The sequence below is a fragment of the Pseudomonas sp. NFACC56-3 genome, from assembly GCF_900100025.1.
GTDB classification, from domain to species: Bacteria; Pseudomonadota; Gammaproteobacteria; order Pseudomonadales; family Pseudomonadaceae; genus Aquipseudomonas; species Aquipseudomonas fluorescens_AA.
This window is the reverse complement of sequence record NZ_FMTK01000004.1, coordinates 158,363-176,636: the sequence shown is the minus strand read 5'-3', so window position 1 is coordinate 176,636 and position 18,274 is coordinate 158,363. Positions and strand designations below refer to the sequence as shown.

19 protein-coding genes are annotated in these 18,274 nt (G+C 61.7%); 7 read left to right on the top strand and 12 right to left on the bottom strand.

What is annotated here, in order from left to right; translation table 11 throughout:
• The first annotated feature begins 197 nt into the window (after positions 1–197).
• Complete coding sequence (locus tag BLO80_RS08200; protein ID WP_092333054.1) at positions 198–830, top strand: TetR/AcrR family transcriptional regulator; 633 nt, start codon at positions 198–200, stop codon at positions 828–830.
• A gap of 95 nt (positions 831–925) precedes the next feature.
• Here the strand turns inward: BLO80_RS08200 and BLO80_RS08195 are convergent, their stop codons facing one another.
• The 10 genes from BLO80_RS08195 to argE form a co-directional block, all read right to left on the bottom strand.
• Complete coding sequence (locus BLO80_RS08195) at positions 926–1,141, bottom strand: TOBE domain-containing protein (RefSeq protein WP_003177394.1); 216 nt, start codon at positions 1,139–1,141, stop codon at positions 926–928.
• 25 nt (positions 1,142–1,166) lie between these two features.
• Positions 1,167–1,973 carry an aliphatic sulfonates ABC transporter ATP-binding protein gene (gene ssuB, locus BLO80_RS08190; protein WP_060740152.1) on the bottom strand — a complete coding sequence of 269 codons (807 nt, stop codon included), beginning with the start codon at positions 1,971–1,973 and terminating at the stop codon, positions 1,167–1,169.
• Positions 1,970–2,752: an aliphatic sulfonate ABC transporter permease SsuC gene (ssuC, locus tag BLO80_RS08185; protein WP_092333052.1), complete on the bottom strand. Its 783-nt coding sequence runs from the start codon at positions 2,750–2,752 to the stop codon at positions 1,970–1,972. The genes ssuB and ssuC overlap by 4 nt, the downstream gene beginning before the upstream one ends.
• Before the next feature lie 7 nt (positions 2,753–2,759).
• Positions 2,760–3,908 carry an FMNH2-dependent alkanesulfonate monooxygenase gene (gene ssuD, locus BLO80_RS08180; RefSeq protein WP_092333050.1) on the bottom strand — a complete coding sequence of 383 codons (1,149 nt, stop codon included), beginning with the start codon at positions 3,906–3,908 and terminating at the stop codon, positions 2,760–2,762.
• 25 nt (positions 3,909–3,933) lie between these two features.
• The gene (locus BLO80_RS08175) at positions 3,934–4,899 is read right to left on the bottom strand and encodes a sulfonate ABC transporter substrate-binding protein (RefSeq protein ID WP_092333048.1); all 966 of its coding nucleotides are present in this window, start codon (positions 4,897–4,899) and stop codon (positions 3,934–3,936) included.
• Between the two features lie 90 nt (positions 4,900–4,989).
• On the bottom strand, positions 4,990–5,583 hold the full coding sequence (gene ssuE / locus BLO80_RS08170; RefSeq protein ID WP_092333046.1) for an NADPH-dependent FMN reductase: 594 nt from the start codon (positions 5,581–5,583) through the stop codon (positions 4,990–4,992).
• A 309-nt stretch (positions 5,584–5,892) separates the two neighbouring features.
• A complete protein-coding gene (locus tag BLO80_RS08165) occupies positions 5,893–6,531 on the bottom strand; it encodes a peroxiredoxin (protein WP_024617266.1) in 639 nt (212 codons plus the stop codon).
• A gap of 285 nt (positions 6,532–6,816) precedes the next feature.
• Positions 6,817–8,142: an OprD family outer membrane porin gene (locus BLO80_RS08160; RefSeq protein ID WP_092333044.1), complete on the bottom strand. Its 1,326-nt coding sequence runs from the start codon at positions 8,140–8,142 to the stop codon at positions 6,817–6,819.
• Between the two features lie 465 nt (positions 8,143–8,607).
• Positions 8,608–9,906, bottom strand: coding sequence for an amino-acid N-acetyltransferase (argA, locus tag BLO80_RS08155; protein WP_053126389.1), 1,299 nt, complete (start codon positions 9,904–9,906; stop codon positions 8,608–8,610).
• A gap of 137 nt (positions 9,907–10,043) precedes the next feature.
• Positions 10,044–11,201 (bottom strand): acetylornithine deacetylase, encoded by a 1,158-nt coding sequence (argE, locus tag BLO80_RS08150; RefSeq protein WP_092333042.1) that lies wholly within the window; start codon positions 11,199–11,201, stop codon positions 10,044–10,046.
• Positions 11,202–11,359: 158 nt separating this feature from the next.
• Between argE and BLO80_RS08145 the strand changes: the two genes are divergently transcribed.
• Entirely contained in the window at positions 11,360–12,727 is a 1,368-nt protein-coding gene (locus BLO80_RS08145) for a CYTH domain-containing protein (protein ID WP_092333066.1), read from the top strand.
• Positions 12,728–12,852: 125 nt separating this feature from the next.
• Here the strand turns inward: BLO80_RS08145 and BLO80_RS08140 are convergent, their stop codons facing one another.
• On the bottom strand, positions 12,853–13,323 hold the full coding sequence (locus tag BLO80_RS08140) for an Lrp/AsnC family transcriptional regulator (RefSeq protein ID WP_092333040.1): 471 nt from the start codon (positions 13,321–13,323) through the stop codon (positions 12,853–12,855).
• A 126-nt stretch (positions 13,324–13,449) separates the two neighbouring features.
• Between BLO80_RS08140 and BLO80_RS08135 the strand changes: the two genes are divergently transcribed.
• From BLO80_RS08135 to BLO80_RS08115, 5 genes are all read left to right on the top strand, one after another.
• Positions 13,450–13,788: a hypothetical protein gene (locus BLO80_RS08135; RefSeq protein WP_092333038.1), complete on the top strand. Its 339-nt coding sequence runs from the start codon at positions 13,450–13,452 to the stop codon at positions 13,786–13,788.
• A gap of 145 nt (positions 13,789–13,933) precedes the next feature.
• Positions 13,934–15,718, top strand: a complete 1,785-nt coding sequence (locus BLO80_RS08130; protein WP_072405963.1) for a type IV pilus assembly ATPase TfpB — start codon at positions 13,934–13,936, stop codon at positions 15,716–15,718.
• A gap of 175 nt (positions 15,719–15,893) precedes the next feature.
• On the top strand, positions 15,894–16,814 hold the full coding sequence (locus tag BLO80_RS08125) for an SPFH domain-containing protein (RefSeq protein ID WP_014340768.1): 921 nt from the start codon (positions 15,894–15,896) through the stop codon (positions 16,812–16,814).
• Positions 16,815–16,823: 9 nt separating this feature from the next.
• A complete protein-coding gene (locus BLO80_RS08120; RefSeq protein ID WP_092333036.1) occupies positions 16,824–17,273 on the top strand; it encodes an NfeD family protein in 450 nt (149 codons plus the stop codon).
• A gap of 69 nt (positions 17,274–17,342) precedes the next feature.
• Entirely contained in the window at positions 17,343–17,660 is a 318-nt protein-coding gene (locus BLO80_RS08115) for a DUF2388 domain-containing protein (protein ID WP_072405965.1), read from the top strand.
• Between the two features lie 179 nt (positions 17,661–17,839).
• Here the strand turns inward: BLO80_RS08115 and gcvH are convergent, their stop codons facing one another.
• A complete protein-coding gene (gene gcvH, locus BLO80_RS08110) occupies positions 17,840–18,223 on the bottom strand; it encodes a glycine cleavage system protein GcvH (RefSeq protein WP_092333034.1) in 384 nt (127 codons plus the stop codon).
• Positions 18,224–18,274 lie beyond the last annotated feature (51 nt).

Genomic DNA, 18,274 nt, shown 5'->3' with positions numbered 1-18,274 from the left:
ACACTGTGTTCGGTGATGCCTTCAACATCCCGGCCACCGCCATCGCCTGTGGGAGCGAGCTTGCTCGCGATGGGGCCCTTTCAGTCAACACTCATCAGTGCCTGTCCCACCGCCATCCCCCTGTGAGAGCAAGGCAGCCGGGAAGACAACACCGGACCCGGCTCGTACAATGCCCGGCAGCCCCGCAGGAGAGCTTCATGACACGCATCGCCACACCCCGCAAACCCCGCGCACGCAGCCAGGCCCGGATCGACACCATTCTCGATGCCGCCCGTACGCTGCTTGCCGCCGAAGGCGTGGCCAGCCTGTCGATCTACAGCGTCGCCGAGCGCGCCGGGATCCCGCCCTCTTCCGTGTATCACTTCTTCGCCAGCGTCCCGGCCCTGCTCGAAGCCCTGACCGCCGACGTCCACGCCGCTTTTCGCGCGGGCCTGCAAGCACCGATCGATCATGCCGCGCTGAACCATTGGCACGACCTGTCACGGCTGGTGGAACAGCGCATGCTCGCCATCTACAACCAGGACGCCGCCGCTCGCCAGCTGATCCTGGCCCAGCACGGGCTGACCGAAGTCACCCAGGCCGACCGCCAACACGACCTTGAGCTGAGTGACCTGATGCACAAGGTGTTCGACCACCATTTCGCCCTGCCGCCCCTGCCCGGCGACGTCGATGTGTTCGCCTTGGCGATGGAGCTGGGCGACCGCGTCTACGCCCGCTCGATACAGCAGCACGGGCAGATCACCCCGCGCATGGCCGAAGAAGGCATGCGGGTGTTCGATGCGTACCTGGGGCTGTACCTGCCGCCGTATCTACCCAAGCGTTCTCATTGATCGTTCCCACGCTCCGCGTGGGAATGCAGCCAGGGCCTCAAAAACAAAAAGCCCCGAAGGGCTCACGCCGTCCGGGGCTGTGGGTGATGCATCGCTCACAACTTGGCGATAGACACCTCGGTGGATTTGACGAAGGCGATCACTTCGCTGCCGATCGCCAGTTCCAGCTCCTTGACCGAGCGGGTGGTGATGACCGACGTGACGATGCCGGAAGCGGTCTGCACGTCGATTTCCGACAATACGTCGCCTTCGACGATTTCCTTGATGGTGCCTTTGAACTGGTTGCGTACGTTGATGGCTTTGATAGTCATGGTGTCGATTCCTGTCTGGATGAAGTTATTGCGCCCAACGCAACTGCGTGGGCAAGGGTGAAACGGGTTCGGGGTCCGGCGGTTGGCCGGGCAAGGACAGCACACGGTTGAGGACTTCGGTTTCCAGGCTCGCCAGGCGATGAGAGCCGCGAGCCCGTGGACGCGGCAGGTCGATGGCCAGGTCGAGGCCGATCTGGCCGTCCTCGATCAGGATCACCCGATCGGCAATCGCCACCGCTTCGCTGACGTCGTGGGTCACCAGCAACACCGTGAAGCCGTGCTGCCGCCAGAGGTTTTCGATCAGTTGCTGCATCTCGATACGGGTCAGGGCGTCCAGCGCCCCCAAGGGTTCGTCGAGCAACAACAGCCGGGGCTTATGAATCAATGCGCGGGCCAGGGCCACCCGTTGCTTCTGGCCACCGGACAGCGCCGCCGGCCACTCATGGGCGCGGTCGGCCAGGCCCACCGCTTCCAGTGCCTGCAACGCTTGCGGGCGCCAATTGCCCTTGAGGCCGAGGCCGACGTTATCGATGATTTTTTTCCAGGGCAGCAAACGTGCCTCCTGGAACATCAGCCGCGTGTCTTCCCGTGCATCGCTCAACGACGCCGAACCGGCCAACAGCTGTCCACCGGTGGGCTGATCGAGGCCAGCCAATAAACGCAGCAAGGTACTTTTGCCACAGCCACTGCGACCGACCACGGCCACGAACTGACCGGCCGGAATATGCAGGTCGATATCGCGCAATACCTGGCGCGTGCCAAAGGTTTTTTGCAGCTTGCGCACCGCCAGCGGGATGCCACGCAGCAGATGTGGAGGTTGCTGGGCGGTCATGCCACACCTCCCTTGTTCACTTGGTACGCCGGGTGCCAGCGCAGCCAGACCCGCTCAAGCCCGCGAGCGGCCAGGTCGGCCAATTTGCCCAGCACGGCGTACAGGAGAATCGCCAGCACCACCACATCGGTTTGCAGGAATTCCCGGGCATTCATCGCCAGGTAACCGATGCCGGAGCTGGCCGAGATGGTTTCCGCCACGATCAGCGTCAGCCACATGAAACCCAGGGCAAAGCGCACGCCCACCAGGATCGAAGGCAAGGCACCCGGCAGGATCACCTGGCGAAACAGGCTGAAGCCGGACAAGCCGTAGCTGCGGGACATCTCCACCAGCGCCGGGTCGACGTTGCGAATCCCGTGGTAGGTGTTGAGGTAGATGGGAAACAACGTGCCCAGGGCCACCAGGAAAATCTTCGCCGACTCGTCGATGCCGAACCACAGGATCACCAGCGGAATCAGCGCCAGGTGCGGGACGTTCCTGACCATTTGCACGGAGCTGTCCAGCAGGCGTTCGCCCCATTTCGACAAACCGGTGATGAAGCCCAGGGCCAGGCCGATGCCGCCGCCAATCAGGAAACCGACCGCTGCGCGCCAACCGCTGATCGCCAGGTGGGTCCAGATCTCGCCGCTGCGCACCAGGTTGACCCCGGCTTCGATCACCGCCACCGGTGCCGGGAGGATCCGCGTGGACAACCAGCCGGCCGATACCGACAGTTGCCAGACCGACAGCAACAGCAGCGGCACCGCCCAGGGCGCGAGGTTGTGGATGATTTTCTTCATGGCCGCCTCAGCTCTGGGACGCGGCTTTGGGCAGGATGTCGTTGGCGACCATTTCACCGAACGGGCTCACATACCCTTGGCTTTTCGGCAGCTCAGGGCGCTCCACGTCCAGGTGCGGGAACAACAGTTCCGCCACGCGATAGGACTCTTCCAGGTGTGGATAACCGGAGAAGATAAAGGTGTCGATGCCCAGGTCGGCGTACTCCTTGACCCGCGCCGCCACGGTCGGGCCATCGCCCACCAGCGCCGTACCGGCACCGCCGCGAACCAGGCCGACACCGGCCCAGAGGTTGGGGCTGACTTCCAACTTGTCGCGACGGCCACCGTGCAGGGCGGCCATGCGTTGCTGGCCCACCGAATCGAAGCGCGCCAGGGAGGCCTGGGCACGGGCGATGGTGTCATCGTCCAGGTGGGAGATCAGCCGGTCGGCCGCCTGCCAGGCTTCGGCGTTGGTTTCCCGCACGATCACATGCAGGCGAATACCGAAGCGCACGGTACGGCCCAGTTTCGCTGCCTTGGCCCGTACCTGGGCGATTTTTTCCGCCACGGCCGCAGGCGGCTCGCCCCAGGTCAGTACCATTTCCACCTGCTCGGCGGCGAGGTCCTGGGCGGCTTCCGACGAGCCGCCGAAATACAGCGGCGGACGCGGTTGCTGGATCGGCGGATAGAGCAGCTTGGCGCCCTTCACACTGATGTGCTCGCCCTCGTAATCCACGGTCTCGCCTTCCAGCACCCGACGCCAGATGCGGGTGAACTCCACTGATGCCTGGTAGCGTTGCTCGTGGTCGAGGAACAGGCCATCGCCGGCCAGTTCGTCCGGGTCACCGCCGGTCACCAGGTTGAACAACGCCCGCCCGCCGGACAACCGGTCGAGGGTCGCGGCCTGACGCGCCGCCACCGTCGGGGAAATGATCCCAGGGCGCAGGGCCACGAGGAATTTCAGGCGCTGGGTCACGGGAATCAACGAAGCGGCGACCAGCCAGGAGTCCTCGCAGGAACGCCCGGTGGGGATCAGCACGCCGCCAAAACCCAGTCGATCCGCCGCTTGGGCGACCTGTTGCAGGTAACCGTGATCGACGGCGCGGGCGCCTTCGGCAGTGCCAAGGTAATGGCCGTCGCCGTGGGTAGGCAGGAACCAGAAGATATTGAGGCTCATGGAGTGGTCTCCTAAAGGAATCGAATTACTGCGCGTTCGCAACGGCCGCCGGCGGCGTCCAGATCACGTCCTTGATACTCAAGGGTTTGGGAATCAATTTAAGCTGGTAGAAGCTGTCGGCGATTTTCTGTTGTGCCGCCACCACGTCCGGCGTGAGGAACAGCGCCCCGTAGCCTTGACGTTTCACCGACGTCAGGGTGATGTCCGCCGGCAGGCCCAGCAGCGGCGAGACCTGTTCGGTCACGTCTTCAGGGTTGGCCTTGGACCACTCGCCCACCGCGCGCACTTCCTCCACCAGGGTCTTGATGACCTGGGGATTCTTTTGCGCATAGGGTTTGGTGGCGAGGTAGAACTGGTGGTTATCGACGATGCCTTTGCCGTCACGCAGGGTGCGTGCCTGCAACTGTTGTTCGGCGGCAGCCTGATACGGGTCCCAGATCACCCAGGCGTCCACGCTACCCCGTTCGAACGCGGCGCGGGCGTCGGCTGGCGGCAGGAACACGGTCTGGATATCGGAATACTTGAGGCCGGCGTCTTCCAGCACCCGCACCAGCAGGTAGTGGACGTTGGAGCCTTTGTTCAGCGCGACTTTCTTGCCCTTCAGGTCTTGCACCGACTGGATGGCCGACCCCTTGGGCACGAGGATGGCTTCACTGGTGGGCGCCGGTGGTTCGTAAGCGACATAAAGCAGATCGGCGCCCGCGGCCTGGGCAAACACCGGTGGGGTTTCACCGGTCACGCCAAAGTCGATGGAGCCGACGTTCAAGCCTTCCAGCAGCTGCGGGCCGCCGGGGAACTCGGTCCATTGCACGTCCACGCCTTGGGCGGCGAGGCGTTTCTCCAACGAGCCCTTGGCCTTGAGCAGCACCAGGGTGCCGTATTTCTGATAACCGATCCGCAAGGTCTCGGCTTGAGCTTGAGCGATGACGCCGAGGGACACAGCCGCAGCAAACAGAGCGACCAGCCCGCGACGCAAAATGACAGTGCGCATGGCGCCTCTCCTTTTTGCTGTGGGGTTTTGGCTGCACCTGCTGGGCCGTTGGCGGCTGAGTAAGGTGAGTTGAATCAGAGTGTTCGGGGTTCAAATGCTCCAGCGAGCACTCAGCAAACGTTCGTTCAATACATTGGGGTCCAGCGGCCTGGGCCGGCGGGCCATGGCGCTGAAAAACTGTTCCAGCGCCTCGTCCAGGCGCTGCTGCAGGGCCGGCGCCAATTGCGCCTGGGCGCTGCCCTCGCCGTAAGCGATCTGGCTGTCTTCGGCAAAGATCCCGTGGAGCATTTCCTGAGCCTTGAGCGCCGACAACACTGGCTTGAGGGCGTAGTCCACCGCCAGCATGTGGGCGATGCTGCCACCGGTTGCCATCGGCAACACCACTTTATGGGCCAGGGCGCGCTCAGGCAGCAGGTCCAGCACCGTCTTCAGCGCGCCGGAAAAAGACGCCTTGTACACCGGCGTGGCGATCAACAGGCCATCGGCGTTTTCGATCTGCTGGAGCAGGTCGACCACCTTCGGGCTGTCGAAACGGGCATGGAGCAGATCTTCGGCCGGGAAGTCGCGCACCTGATAGCTCACCACTTCCACACCTTGCTGCTGCAACCAGCGTTGCGAACGTTCCAGCAGCACCCCTGAGCGGGAGCGTTGGCTGGGACTGCCACCGAGTGAGACGACCAACATGCCTACCCTTCCTTAACTGTCACGTGCGATTCGCGGTGGGCGATCTCGCTGCATGGGTCAAACCATAACAGGGGATTCATATATCTTTAAATCATATTTATTCATTTGGTTATGCAATTTTGAGATATGCGATATCCTTTTCTTTGGCGCAATAAAAAAGGCCGTCGAAACGGCCAAAACCCTTGGTGCACAGAAAGCCCAACCTGTGGGAGCGAGCTTGCTCGCGATAGCGGTGTACCCGTCGATATCGATGCTGGCAGATCCGACGCTATCGCGAGCAAGCTCGCTCCCACAGGTTCAGGTGGTGCGTCAGCGATTGGGTTGCGGGGTGAGGCGCAGGTAAGGTTTCACGGCGCGATAACCCTTGGGGAAGCGCTGCTTGAGTTCCTCTTCATCCTTGAGCGACGGCACGATCACCACTTCATCACCGTCCTGCCAGTTGGCCGGGGTGGCGACTTTGTAGTTGTCGGTCAATTGCAGGGAATCGATCACCCGCAGGATCTCGTTGAAATTGCGCCCGGTACTGGCCGGGTAGGTAATGGTCAGGCGAATCTTCTTGTTCGGGTCGATCACGAACAGTGAGCGCACGGTCAAGGTGTCGCTGGCGTTGGGGTGGATCAGGTCGTACAGGTCCGAGACCTTGCGGTCGGCATCGGCCAGGATCGGAAAATTGACCACGGCGTTCTGGGTCTCGTTGATGTCCTCGATCCACTTGTGGTGCGAGTCCACCGGGTCCACCGAGAGGGCAATGGCCTTGACCCCGCGCTGGGCGAACTCGTCCTTGAGCTTGGCGGTGAGGCCCAACTCGGTGGTGCATACCGGTGTGAAGTCCGCCGGGTGGGAAAACAGCACACCCCAGCTGTCGCCGAGCCATTCGTGGAAGCGAATCTTGCCGGCGCTGGAATCCTGTTCGAAGTCGGGGGCGATGTCGCCGAGTCTGAGGCTCATGGTGCGGCTCCTGGATGAGGTTGTCGTGAGCCCAACTTTGCACCGGTTTCGATTGATTTAAAAAGAATAAATATCCATTTATCTAGATCATTAGTGAATATAAAAAACTGTTCACTGGCGCCATTCCGTCTACCGGCCCAAGATCGACATCGAGGTTCGAGAAGGCCTCGAGTTGCTGAAAGAGGAGAAGTTTCGGGGAGGGCTACAGGGGTGGGTCCGACTCGAAAAAACGTAAAACCCCGCCCGGCGTGATGCCGGGCGGGGCTTTTTTTACTTTTCTACGTCTTACAGGAAGTTGTAAGTGTAGTTGAAGATCAGGCGGGTCTGATCCTGGTCGGCAATACCCGTGCCGCTGCCACGGTAAGAACCGTAACGCAGGGTCGTGCCGAAGCCCTTGAGCGGACCCTGCTGGACAACGTAGTCCAGACGCATGTCACGTTCCCACTCGGAAGTATCGCTTCCGCCAGTAGCGGACTTGATGTCATCGCCATGCAGGTAGGCAATCGCTGCCTTCAGGCCTGGAACGCCCAGGCCGGTAAAGTCGTACGAGTATTGACCGAAGGTGGTGTTCTCACCTGCACGGATGAACTGCTGGATCATGCTGTCGGTGAACAGGTAGAAGCTCGAACCACCCGCGCCTTCGTTACGACCGGCATCATTGAGCAGGCTGCCCTGGTTCAGGTAGACAAAGCCACCATCATCGCCAACTTGTTGATGGCCCAACAGGAACGCGCTGCCGCCCAGGGTGTAGGTGAACATGGCGCTCCAGGTCTTGTTATCGACCTCGCCCGGGTTCTTGGCGTAGCCACCGTTGTTGTTGAAGCGATAGCCCGGGTCGCCGTTGCGGCCATCGGAGCTGCTGTCGAAGTAACGCAGGTCAGTCTTGAACGACTGGCCTTCGCTGATCGGGAAAACGTGTACCGCACCCAGGAAGTGCTGTTTGTAGTAATCCTGCAGGTTGGCGTAGTAGTACTGCAGGGTCAGGTCTTTGGTGACCTTCCAGTCAGCGCCGGCGTAACGGAACTGGTTGCTGTCCTCAGTACCGCCGTTCACGGCCAGGCCAGTGCTGTTGGTCCCGGCACGGCCCTGCGCGTGCTCCAGTTGGCCGGCGTTGAACGTGACGTTGTCCAGGTCCTTGGAGGTGATCGTGCCACCTTCAAAGGTTTGCGGCAGCAGGCGGCCATCGTTGGCGACCAGGATCGGCAGGTTAGGCTGCAGTGCGCCACCCAGGTGAGCCTCGGTCTTGGAGAAAAGCGCCTTCACGTTGCCCGATGCGCGGCTCCAGCTGTGTTCGGCAGAACCGTCGGAGTCGCTTGGGGAGAAGGAGTTGTTGTCTGGGTGTTGACCCTTGCCACCGTCGAGGTGAAGACCGGCCAACGCCTGGGCATCGATACCAAAACCCACCACGCCTTGAGTGAAGCCGGATTTGTAGTCGAACTTCAGGCCAGTGGCGGCCTCACGCTGGTCGCTACCGCCTTCATGGTTGTCGCTCTCAAAATACATGGTACGAGAACTGACGGACGCCTTGCTGTCCTCGATAAAACCCGCTGCGCCTGCCTGCTGCGCAAAAACCCCAAAGGCCACAGCCAGGGCCAAGGTAGACTTGTTCATGCTTCGCTCCTCTCGTTTTCTAATTCTTGTGTTCTTTGGTCCTGGATCGATCGTCCGGAATCCGCAGATGCGCGATTAGCGCCAGACCGTGACTGACAAGTCAATCGTAACCATTTGTGACTACGACCAAGGTCTAACCCTGCTGCATCGGCCCGCAGGATAATGGATTCTCTATAAATCCAAAAAGAATTGTTTCATTAGTTTTCAGCTCGATTCAACATATGGGTGCCACTAAAGCGTCATCAAGCCGTGACAAGGCTTATCGGCGATATCGAGGATTACTGAATGGTGTTTTATCGGGTTTTGCGAGGTCCGCTCATCCTGCGGCTAAATAAGGCTCCGGCGCCTCCAATGGCTTCGATCCTGATCACAACGACGGCGCGCGCGGTGCGATCTTGAGCATTCCAGACTAGCTGCTGATTGTCTGAAATCAAGATCGCGGTCGCGCAAGGGTTTGGAACGGCTCTACAGGGCCTTTTCGAATATCTTCGAATTACGCTGATAGTTGTAGAGCGACGCCCGCGCTGCCGGCAGACGGTCGACGCTGCTGGGCTCGAAACCGCGTTCGCGGAACCAGTGGGCAGTCCGGGTCGTCAGTACGAACAGCGTCTTGAGACCTTGGGCACGGGCCCGGGTTTCGATTCGCTCCAACAGTTCATCGCCCCGGCCACCGTGGCGGTACTCCGGATTCACCGCCAGGCAGGCCAGTTCCCCGGCATCCGAATCGGCGATCTGATACAGCGCCGCGCAGGCGATGATCATGCCTTCGCGCTCGACCACGCTGAACTGTTCGATCTCGCGTTCCAGCACTTCGCGGGAGCGACGCACCAGAATCCCCTGCTCTTCCAGCGGGCTGATCAGGTCCAGCAGGCCGCCGACGTCTTCGATGGCCGCTTCGCGCACCACCTCGAATTGCTCCTGGGCCACCAGCGTACCGCTGCCGTCGCGGGTGAACAGTTCAGCCAGCAGCGCGCCATCCTCGGCATAGCTGACGATATGGCTGCGTGCGACCCCGCCACGACAGGCCTGGGCCGCCGCATCCAGCAGTTCGGCCTGATAGTCGCTGCCCAGGCGTTGCATATGGCCCGGGACCTGTTGCGGGCGCAATTCCCGAACCAGTCGTCCGTCCTCGCCGATAAGCCCTTGCTCGGCGCCGAACAGCAACAGTTTGTCGGCCGCCAGGTCGATGGCCGCCCGGGTGGCAACGTCTTCACAGGCCAGGTTGAAGATCTCTCCGGTGGGCGAATAACCCAACGGCGACAGCAACACGATGGAGCGCTCGTCCAGCAGGCGGTTGATGCCCTTGCGATCGACCCGGCGCACTTCACCGGTGTGGTGATAATCCACGCCTTCGAGCACGCCGATGGGACGCGCGGTGACCAGGTTGCCGCTGGCGACCCGCAGCCGCGAGCCCTGCATGGGCGAGGAGGCCATGTCCATGGACAAGCGTGCCTCGATGGCGATGCGCAACTGGCCGACGGCGTCGATCACGCACTCCAGGGTCGCCGCATCGGTGATGCGCATGCCGTGGTGGTAATGGGGCGTCAGGCCCCGTGCCGCGAGGCGGGTCTCGATCTGCGGGCGCGAACCGTGGACCAGCACCAGGCGCACGCCGAGGCTGTGCAACAGCACCAGGTCATGGACGATGTTGCCGAAATTGGGGTGTTCCACCCCATCGCCGGGCAGCATGACGATGAAGGTGCAATCGCGGTGGGCGTTGATGTAGGGCGAAGCGTGACGAAGCCAATTGACGTATTCGGGCATGAACCTGGACCTGTAATAAATAACAGCCAAAAAAAGACGAAACAGAACGCACAACGGGCTGATGGTTATCGTCGGAACAGGCTTGGCGACACGCGCGCTCTCCTCATGTGATGAATACGGGCCCGCAAGGGCACAATTTAACCGGCCGTGGCCGGCGTCAGGCAGTAATGGCCAATCAACTGCCGCAGCAACTGTACGGTAGGTTGCAAACGTGACATTTCAAGGTACTCGCCCGGTTGGTGGGCACAGGCGATATCGCCAGGACCGAGCACCAGGGTTTCGCAGCCAAGGCGCTGAAGATAAGGCGCTTCGGTGCCGAACGCCACTGCTTCGGCGCGATGGCCGGTCAGTCGTTCGGCCACGCGGACCAACTCGGCGTCCTCGGCCTGCTCGAACGGGGGCACTTCGGGGAACAGCGGCGCATAGTCGATCTTGACCTGGTGTCGCTCGGCAATCGGCTCGAGCTTCTGCCGGATCGCCGCCCGCAGCGCTTGCGGGTCCATGCCCGGTAACGGGCGCAGATCGAATTCCATGGAGCACTGGCCGCAGATCCGGTTGGGGTTATCACCACCGTGGATGCAACCGAAGTTCAGGGTCGGTTGTGGCACGCTGAACTGCGGATTACGGAATTCACGCTGCCATTGCAGGCGCAGGCCACGCAGTTCGCCCATGGCATCGTGCATGGCTTCCAGGGCGCTGTGGCCCAGGCGCGGATCGGACGAATGGCCGCTGCGCCCGAGAATGTCGATGCGCTCCATCATTACGCCCTTGTGCAGGCGAATCGGGCGCAGGCCGGTCGGCTCGCCGATCACAGCCGCGCGCCCCAACGGTCGGCCGGCATCGGCCAGGGCCCGGGCGCCGGACATGGAGCTTTCTTCGTCACAGGTCGCGAGGATCAGCAGCGGTTGCTTGAACGGTTGGTCCAGCAGCGGCTTGACCGCTTCGATGGCCAGGGCGAAAAAACCCTTCATGTCGCAACTGCCCAGGCCCACCCAACGGCCATCGACCTCGGTGAGCTTCAATGGATCGGTCTGCCATAACGCACCGTCGAACGGCACCGTGTCGCTGTGGCCAGCCAACACCAGGCCGCCAGGACCACTGCCGAAACTGGCCAGCAAATTGAACTTGCCGGGGCTGACCTGCTGGATGTCGCAGGAGAACCCAAGGTCGCCGAGCCAACCCGCCAGCCGTTCGATCACGGCACTGTTGGACTGGTCGAGCCCAGGTTGGGTACAGCTGACCGAAGGCGTGGCGATCAGGGCAGCGAATTGATCTTTCATGGACGGCAAAGGCATCGCTGACTCCGGGCTTACAAATTGACGTCCATCATAGAACCATCCGGCGCAAGGAATAAACCGTCGCGGCGCGTAGGATGAGCGAGTCCTGTACACTGCACGGCCTTGGCAGCCACACCTTCCCCCGGCTGCGCACCCGATCCCTGGATTTTCCGGCCATGCAGAAAGAAACCGAAATCAAACTCCGCGTCAGCCGCGAGACCCTGGCAGCCTTGCGCGAGCATCCACTGCTGAAAAAACGCAACAAGAGTGGCTGGGAACGCCACGAATTGATGAACCAGTATTTCGACACGCCAGAGCGCGACCTGGCCCGGGCCAAGGTCGCCCTGCGCCTGCGTCGCGACGGTGAAGAGGTGATCCAGACCCTCAAGACCCGCGGCCAGAGCGTCGCCGGCCTGTCCGAACGCAACGAATACGACTGGCACCTGCCCAAGGCCAAGCTTGACCTGAAGAAGCTCGACGGTGAGTGCTGGCCCGAGGCCCTGGCCGAACTGGACAAGAAAACTCTCAAGGCCATCTTCACCACCGATTTCGTCCGCGAACGCGCTGAAATCGCCTGGGGCCGTGGCAAAGGCAAGGTGGTCATCGAAGCCGCCCTGGACCTGGGCCACGTCGTGGCGGGCAAGCAGAAGGAAGAAATCTGCGAACTGGAGCTGGAATTGCGCGAAGGCGAGCCCGCCGCCCTGCTGGAACTGGCCGCCGAGCTGGCCGCGACCCTGCCCTTGATGCCCTGCGACATCAGCAAGGCCGAGCGTGGCTATCGCCTGCATGACGCGGGTAGCTATGCCTTGAGCCTGCCGGCCCCGCAGTTGACCACCGAAACACCGCTGGATGACGCCTTCGCCGCGCTGAGCTGGCATTTGCTCGGCAGCAGCCAACGCCTGGCCGAACAATACCGTTTCAACGGCCACTGGCGCCTGCTGCAGGACTGGGTGGAAAACCTCGCCGAACTGCGTGCCCTGCTCAGCAGCCTCGGCCAGGCCGCGCCACGCCAGTCGACCCACGACCTGCGCCTGGCCCTGGACGCGTTGCTGGAAGACTGGCGTCCGCTGGTCCAGGCTGGCCTGGACGACGAAGACGTGCGCAAGGCCGCGCCGGAACAGTTCCTTGAAGAGTTGCAAGACCCGCGCTGGGGCCTGTTTTCCCTCAATACTTCACGCTGGCTGCTGGCCCGCAGTTGGGCCGCCGAGCGCAACACCCGCGGCAATCGCCAGGGCGCGGCGCAACTGGGCAGCTGGCTGCCGCGTCTGCTGGGCGAAGAATCCTCGTCCCTGCAATTGCAACGCTATCAGCAGCAGCCGGAAGACCTCGCCGAGCAGCTGCCGCGCATCGAACGCATCCAGGCCTGGCTGCACCACGCCCGTCATGTGCTGGAAATCCCGGAAATGGATCGCCTTTACGGTGAGCTGAACAAGCTGGCGCAACTGGCCAACCAGCCCATCACCGACGAAACCCTGGATGCGCGCAAGCAGCAGGCGATTGCGGTGTACCAGAATCGGGCGTGGAAGACTTTGCTTCGCCTGTGATGCCGCCATCGCGAGCAAGCTCGCTCCCACAGGGGTTCAGCGTTGTAACCACATCCAGTGGCCGCTGAAGATCAACTGTGGGAGCGAGCTTGCTCGCGATGGGGCCAGCACATCCTCCACAGAACTTAGCGCACCACCGGCAAACTCGTCGTCGACTTGATCTCCGACAGCGCCACGATCGAATTCACTTCCTGGATCCCCGGCACCATCGACAGCTTTTCGAAAAAGAATCGCTCATAGGCCTCGATGTCCGCCGTGACGATGCGCAACAGAAAATCCACAGCGCCCATCAACACATAACACTCCAGCACTTCGGGGAAGCCGCGAATCGCCTCGGTGAACTCGGTGAAGTTCGAACGACCATGGGCGTTGAGTTTCACTTCGGCGAAGATCTGCGTGTTGAGGCCGATTTTCTTGCGATCCAGCAACGTCACCTGACCGCGGATGATGCCCTCCTCCTTCATCCGCTGGATCCGCCGCCAGCACGGCGATTGAGACAAGCCGACCTGCTCGGCGATTTGCGCACTGGACAGCGAGGCATCCTCTTGCAGCAGCGCCAGTATCCGGCGGTCGTAACCATCCAGCTCGCTTTGCATAAATAAACCCATGAATGATGATTTGGAGAATCAAGCTATTCGAAAAATCGCTATAACCTCCCATATTAGATAAGAAATCCCCCGCGACACATGTAAATATTTCTCCCGCCCTCCAGGAGACCAGCCATGCCCCCACTCGAAGCCGTTGCCACCGCCACGACCCGCGCTGACGTCTGGCACACCGCCAATGCCCATTGCCGGGTGCAGTACCAGATGCTGGCCGAGGCCGAGCCGGACCTGCTGTGCCGGGCGCTGAACCTGTTTGCCTTGCAGGGCCTGACGCCACGGCATGTGCGCGTCGAGCGCCTCGACGATCTGCTGTCCCTGGACATCGGCCTGGACGGGCTGAGTTGGCATCGAGCCCAGGTGATCGCTGAAAAATTACGTAACCTGATCGGCATGTGCTCGGTGGACCTGCAAAGCGTTGAATTTACGAGGGTTGAGCCGATCCAGGCGGCCGGTTGAGCGGCCGATGGGCAAGACCTGGTAACGCATTGGTCGGGTAGTGGCCCAACGGACCACAGGGTCGGGACTATTCTTTTGCAGACCGAGCGAGGACGCCGAAGCGTCTGTATCGCGGCTTTGCTGCAATTGTCCAATAGGAACCCGCATGTCCACCAAACACGCCACTCAGGACCGCTGGCTGGACCTCAATGATCTGCTGCGCCAACTGGTCACCCAGGGCTTCATCAGCCAGGATTCGGCCGAAACCGCGCTCAACGCCCGCCGACGCCACAGCGCCAATAGCCAGCTGCATCCGCTGGAGTTCATTGCCAACCAGCACCTGGACGATCTCAGTCGACCCGGCAAGCGCCTGGACCTGGAGAACCTGACCCTGTGGTTGTCCCAGCAGGCCGGCCAACCCTACATGCGCATCGACCCGCTGAAAATCAACGTAGCGGCCGTGACGCCCTTGATGTCCTATGCCTTTGCCCAGCGCCACAAGATCCTCGCGGTAGCGGTCGATCGTGACGCCGTCACCGTCGCCAGCGCACAGCCCTACGTCAGCAGCTGGGAAGCCGACCTCACCCACGTGCTCAAGCTGCCGATCAAGCGGGTGGTCGCCAACCCGGTGGATATCCAGCGCCTGAGCGTGGAGTTCTATCGCCTGGCCAAATCGGTCAGCGGCGCCACCACGGTCGATCAGCAACCGAGCAACCTGAGCAATTTCGAACAGTTGCTCAACCTGGGGGCCAGTGACCAGGAACCGGACGCCAACGACGCTCACATCGTCAATATCGTCGACTGGCTGTTCCAGTACGCCTTCCAACAGCGGGCCAGCGATATCCACATCGAACCGCGCCGCGAGCAGGGCACGGTACGGTTTCGCATCGACGGGGTGCTGCACACCGTCTATCAGTTCCCGCCGCAGGTCACGATGGCGATCGTCAGCCGCCTCAAGAGCCTGGGGCGGATGAACGTCGCGGAAAAACGCAAACCCCAGGACGGCCGGGTCAAGACCAAGACCCCGGATGGCGGCGAAGTGGAATTGCGCCTGTCGACCTTGCCCACGGCGTTCGGCGAAAAAATGGTCATGCGGATCTTCGACCCGGAAGTGCTGCTCAAGGATTTCGACCAGCTCGGTTTCTCCGCCGACGACCTGCGCCGCTGGCAGGACATGACCCGCCAGCCCAATGGCATCATCCTGGTGACCGGGCCTACCGGTTCCGGCAAGACCACCACCCTCTACACCACCCTCAAGAAACTGGCGACGCCGGAAGTGAACCTCTGCACCATCGAGGACCCGATTGAAATGGTCGAGGCCTCCTTCAACCAGATGCAGGTCCAGCACAACATCGACCTGACCTTCGCCGCCGGGGTACGGGCATTGATGCGGCAAGACCCGGACATCATCATGATCGGTGAGATCCGCGACCTGGAAACCGCTGAAATGGCGATCCAGGCGGCGCTGACCGGTCACCTGGTGCTGTCGACGCTGCACACCAACGACGCGCCGAGCGCCATCAGCCGCCTGCTGGAGCTGGGTGTGCCCCATTACCTGATCAAGGCCACCGTGCTCGGGGTCATGGCCCAACGGCTGGTGCGCACCCTGTGCCCGCAATGCAAGGCCCCGCTGGCCCTGGACGAAGACGACTGGCAGACCCTGACGCGGCCCTGGCAGGCACCGTTGCCGAGCAATGCCCAACAGGCCGTCGGCTGCCTGGAATGCCGCGACACCGGTTATCGCGGCCGCGCCGGCGTCTACGAAATCATGCAACTGACCGACAGCGTCAAGGCCTTGATCCACCCCGACACCGACCTGCTGGCGGTGCGCCGCCAGGCCTTCAAGGAAGGGATGCGCAGCCTGAGGCTGTCGGGGGCGCAAAAGGTCGCGGCGGGCTTGACCACCGTCGAGGAAGTGTTGCGGGTTACGCCACAGAGTGAGCAGAAGTAGCGGTGGCGAGAGACTGTAGGGGGCAAGGCTTGCCCGCGATGAAAATGACGCGGTCTCCCGGGGAGGCAAGGCGCCTGCATCGCGAGCAAGCTTTGCTCCCACAGAGTGAGGATAATGGCCGCTTGCCCTACACTCAGGACTCGCAGGTCCATCTCACTTCGCACAGGGAACCGTCATGCAGATCGGTAGCGTACTTTTACTTTTCATCGGCCTGGTGGTCGCCATTCTCTTCATGGGCTTCAAGGTCGTGCCCCAGGGCTACCAATGGACTGTCGAGCGGTTCGGCCGCTACACCAACACCCTCAAGCCCGGCCTGAACATCATCATCCCGGTGATGGATCGCATCGGGCGCAAGATCAATGTCATGGAAAGCGTGCTGGACATCCCGCCCCAGGAAGTCATCACCGCCGACAACGCCACGGTACAGATCGACGCCGTGTGCTTCTTCCAGGTGGTCAATACGGCCCAGGCGGCCTACGAGGTCAACAACCTCGAACACGCCATCCGCAACCTGCTGCAAACCAATATCCGCACCGTGCTGGGGTCCATGGAGCTGGACGCGATGCTGAGCCAGCGCGACGGCATCAACGAAAAATTGCTGCGCACCGTCGATGAAGCGACGGCGCCGTGGGGCATCAAGATCACCCGGATCGAGATCAAGGACATCAGCCCCCCTGCGGACCTGATGGCCGCCATGTCGGGGCAAATGAAAGCCGAACGTATCAAGCGTGCCCAGATCCTCGAAGCCGAGGGCCTGCGAGCGTCAGCGATTCTCACCGCCGAAGGCAAGAAGCAGGCGCAGATCCTCGAGGCCGAGGGCAGCCGCCAGGCGGCATTCCTGGAGTCCGAGGCCCGCGAGCGCCAGGCGCAAGCCGAAGCGTTGGCCACCCAAGTGGTGTCCCAGGCCATTGCCGACGGTAATGTCCAGGCCGTGAACTACTTCGTCGCGCAGAAATACATCGATGCACTGGGCAAACTGGCGTCAGCCAACAACAGCAAGGTGATCCTGATGCCGCTGGAAGCCAGCCAGGTCATCGGTGCGGTCGGTGGCATCGGCGAGATCGTCAGGGCCACCTTCGACAGCAAGAAAGCCTGAGGCGCGCGTATGTGGGGGTTCCTGCAACACATGTCGTACTGGGACTGGCTGGCGCTGGGTGTCATCCTGCTGATCCTTGAAGTGTTCGGCGCCGGTGGTTACCTGCTGTGGATTGGCATGGCCGCCGCGGCAGTCGGCGTGCTCACGTTCGTCCTGCCGCAGATGCCGTGGGAACTGCAGTTCCTGTTGTTCGGCCTGTTCGCCATCGCCACGGCACTGTACTGGTGGCGACGCCAGCGTAGCGCTGTGCGCCAAAGCGATCAGCCGCACCTGAACCTGCGCGGACAGGAACTGATCGGCAAGGTCTTCCTGGTGCATGAAGCGATTGTCGATGGTCGCGGCAAAATCAAGGTGGCCGACAGTGTCTGGCTGGCCAAGGGGCCCGAGTCGTCCGTTGGCATGCGGGTCAGGGTGGTGGCGCAGGAGGGCGCGGTGCTGCAGGTGGAACGGGCTGACTGACAAGTCATGGAACTGAATCGAGACGCCGGTAATCCAACGTCATAGTTAACCCCAGTGGAGTCACCCATCATGCGTCTCAAACTTGCTGTCGCTACCGTAGCCTTGCTGTCTCTTCCTGTTGGCTCGGCAATGGCCGACACGTTTTGGCGTAACGTCATCTCGTCCGGTGCGACCACCGGTTCCACCTACCTGACCTTCAAGGATCACAAACTGATCGTCGCCGCCCAGGACGATGCCGGCAGCTTCGTCGCCAGTGATGGCGGTATCCGTGGCCCTTACCTGGAAGCGGCGATGCAGAAAGTGCGTGCCGACAACCCAGGCCTGCAAGCCACCGACATGGAACTGGCCAACGCGATCCTGGCGAAAAACGCCGTCGCCCAGGACTGATTCCGGGCCATGAAAAATGCCGCTCGATGAGCGGCATTTTTTTGCCCGGTGAAAACCCCAAGGCTATCCCACCCCCCTGTGGGAGCGAGCTCGCTCGCGATAACGGAGTGTCAGCTCATATCAATGCCGCTGATCCACCGCTATCGCGAGCAAGCTCGCTCCCACAGGTGCGGTCGTTCTTATTCGCCGATAGCAGCCTTGTAGCCTGCCGCATCAAGCAACTTGTCCAAATCAGCTGTGTTGCTCGGCTTGAGCTTGAAGATCCAGGCGCCGTACGGATCGGAGTTCAGCAGTTCAGGCGAACCACCCAACTCTTCATTAACCGCAATCACTTCACCTGCAATCGGAGAATAGATATCGGAAGCGGCTTTGACCGACTCAACCACACCGGCCTGGTCACCTGCGGCAAAAGCCTTACCGACTTCAGTCAGCTCGACAAAGACCACATCGCCCAAGGCCTCCTGCGCATGATCACTGATGCCCACGGTAACGGAGCCGTCGGACTCCAGACGCGCCCACTCATGGCTTTCGGCAAAACGCAGTTCGGCAGGGATATCACTCATATTCTGTGTCCTCAATAGAAAGTGTCAGCGGCCAGCGGCCCGCCGCAAAAG

What these genes read in the sequence shown, in the direction of transcription:
- BLO80_RS08200 (WP_092333054.1), top strand. Translation starts at nt 198, where the DNA reads ATGACACGCATCGCCACACCCCGCAAACCCCGCGCACGCAGCCAGGCC.
- BLO80_RS08195 (WP_003177394.1), bottom strand. Translation starts at nt 1,141, where the DNA reads ATGACTATCAAAGCCATCAACGTACGCAACCAGTTCAAAGGCACCATC.
- ssuB (WP_060740152.1), bottom strand. Translation starts at nt 1,973, where the DNA reads ATGACCGCCCAGCAACCTCCACATCTGCTGCGTGGCATCCCGCTGGCG.
- ssuC (WP_092333052.1), bottom strand. Translation starts at nt 2,752, where the DNA reads ATGAAGAAAATCATCCACAACCTCGCGCCCTGGGCGGTGCCGCTGCTG.
- ssuD (WP_092333050.1), bottom strand. Translation starts at nt 3,908, where the DNA reads ATGAGCCTCAATATCTTCTGGTTCCTGCCTACCCACGGCGACGGCCAT.
- BLO80_RS08175 (WP_092333048.1), bottom strand. Translation starts at nt 4,899, where the DNA reads ATGCGCACTGTCATTTTGCGTCGCGGGCTGGTCGCTCTGTTTGCTGCG.
- ssuE (WP_092333046.1), bottom strand. Translation starts at nt 5,583, where the DNA reads ATGTTGGTCGTCTCACTCGGTGGCAGTCCCAGCCAACGCTCCCGCTCA.
- BLO80_RS08165 (WP_024617266.1), bottom strand. Translation starts at nt 6,531, where the DNA reads ATGAGCCTCAGACTCGGCGACATCGCCCCCGACTTCGAACAGGATTCC.
- BLO80_RS08160 (WP_092333044.1), bottom strand. Translation starts at nt 8,142, where the DNA reads ATGAACAAGTCTACCTTGGCCCTGGCTGTGGCCTTTGGGGTTTTTGCG.
- argA (WP_053126389.1), bottom strand. Translation starts at nt 9,906, where the DNA reads ATGCCCGAATACGTCAATTGGCTTCGTCACGCTTCGCCCTACATCAAC.
- argE (WP_092333042.1), bottom strand. Translation starts at nt 11,201, where the DNA reads ATGCCTTTGCCGTCCATGAAAGATCAATTCGCTGCCCTGATCGCCACG.
- BLO80_RS08145 (WP_092333066.1), top strand. Translation starts at nt 11,360, where the DNA reads ATGCAGAAAGAAACCGAAATCAAACTCCGCGTCAGCCGCGAGACCCTG.
- BLO80_RS08140 (WP_092333040.1), bottom strand. Translation starts at nt 13,323, where the DNA reads ATGCAAAGCGAGCTGGATGGTTACGACCGCCGGATACTGGCGCTGCTG.
- BLO80_RS08135 (WP_092333038.1), top strand. Translation starts at nt 13,450, where the DNA reads ATGCCCCCACTCGAAGCCGTTGCCACCGCCACGACCCGCGCTGACGTC.
- BLO80_RS08130 (WP_072405963.1), top strand. Translation starts at nt 13,934, where the DNA reads ATGTCCACCAAACACGCCACTCAGGACCGCTGGCTGGACCTCAATGAT.
- BLO80_RS08125 (WP_014340768.1), top strand. Translation starts at nt 15,894, where the DNA reads ATGCAGATCGGTAGCGTACTTTTACTTTTCATCGGCCTGGTGGTCGCC.
- BLO80_RS08120 (WP_092333036.1), top strand. Translation starts at nt 16,824, where the DNA reads ATGTGGGGGTTCCTGCAACACATGTCGTACTGGGACTGGCTGGCGCTG.
- BLO80_RS08115 (WP_072405965.1), top strand. Translation starts at nt 17,343, where the DNA reads ATGCGTCTCAAACTTGCTGTCGCTACCGTAGCCTTGCTGTCTCTTCCT.
- gcvH (WP_092333034.1), bottom strand. Translation starts at nt 18,223, where the DNA reads ATGAGTGATATCCCTGCCGAACTGCGTTTTGCCGAAAGCCATGAGTGG.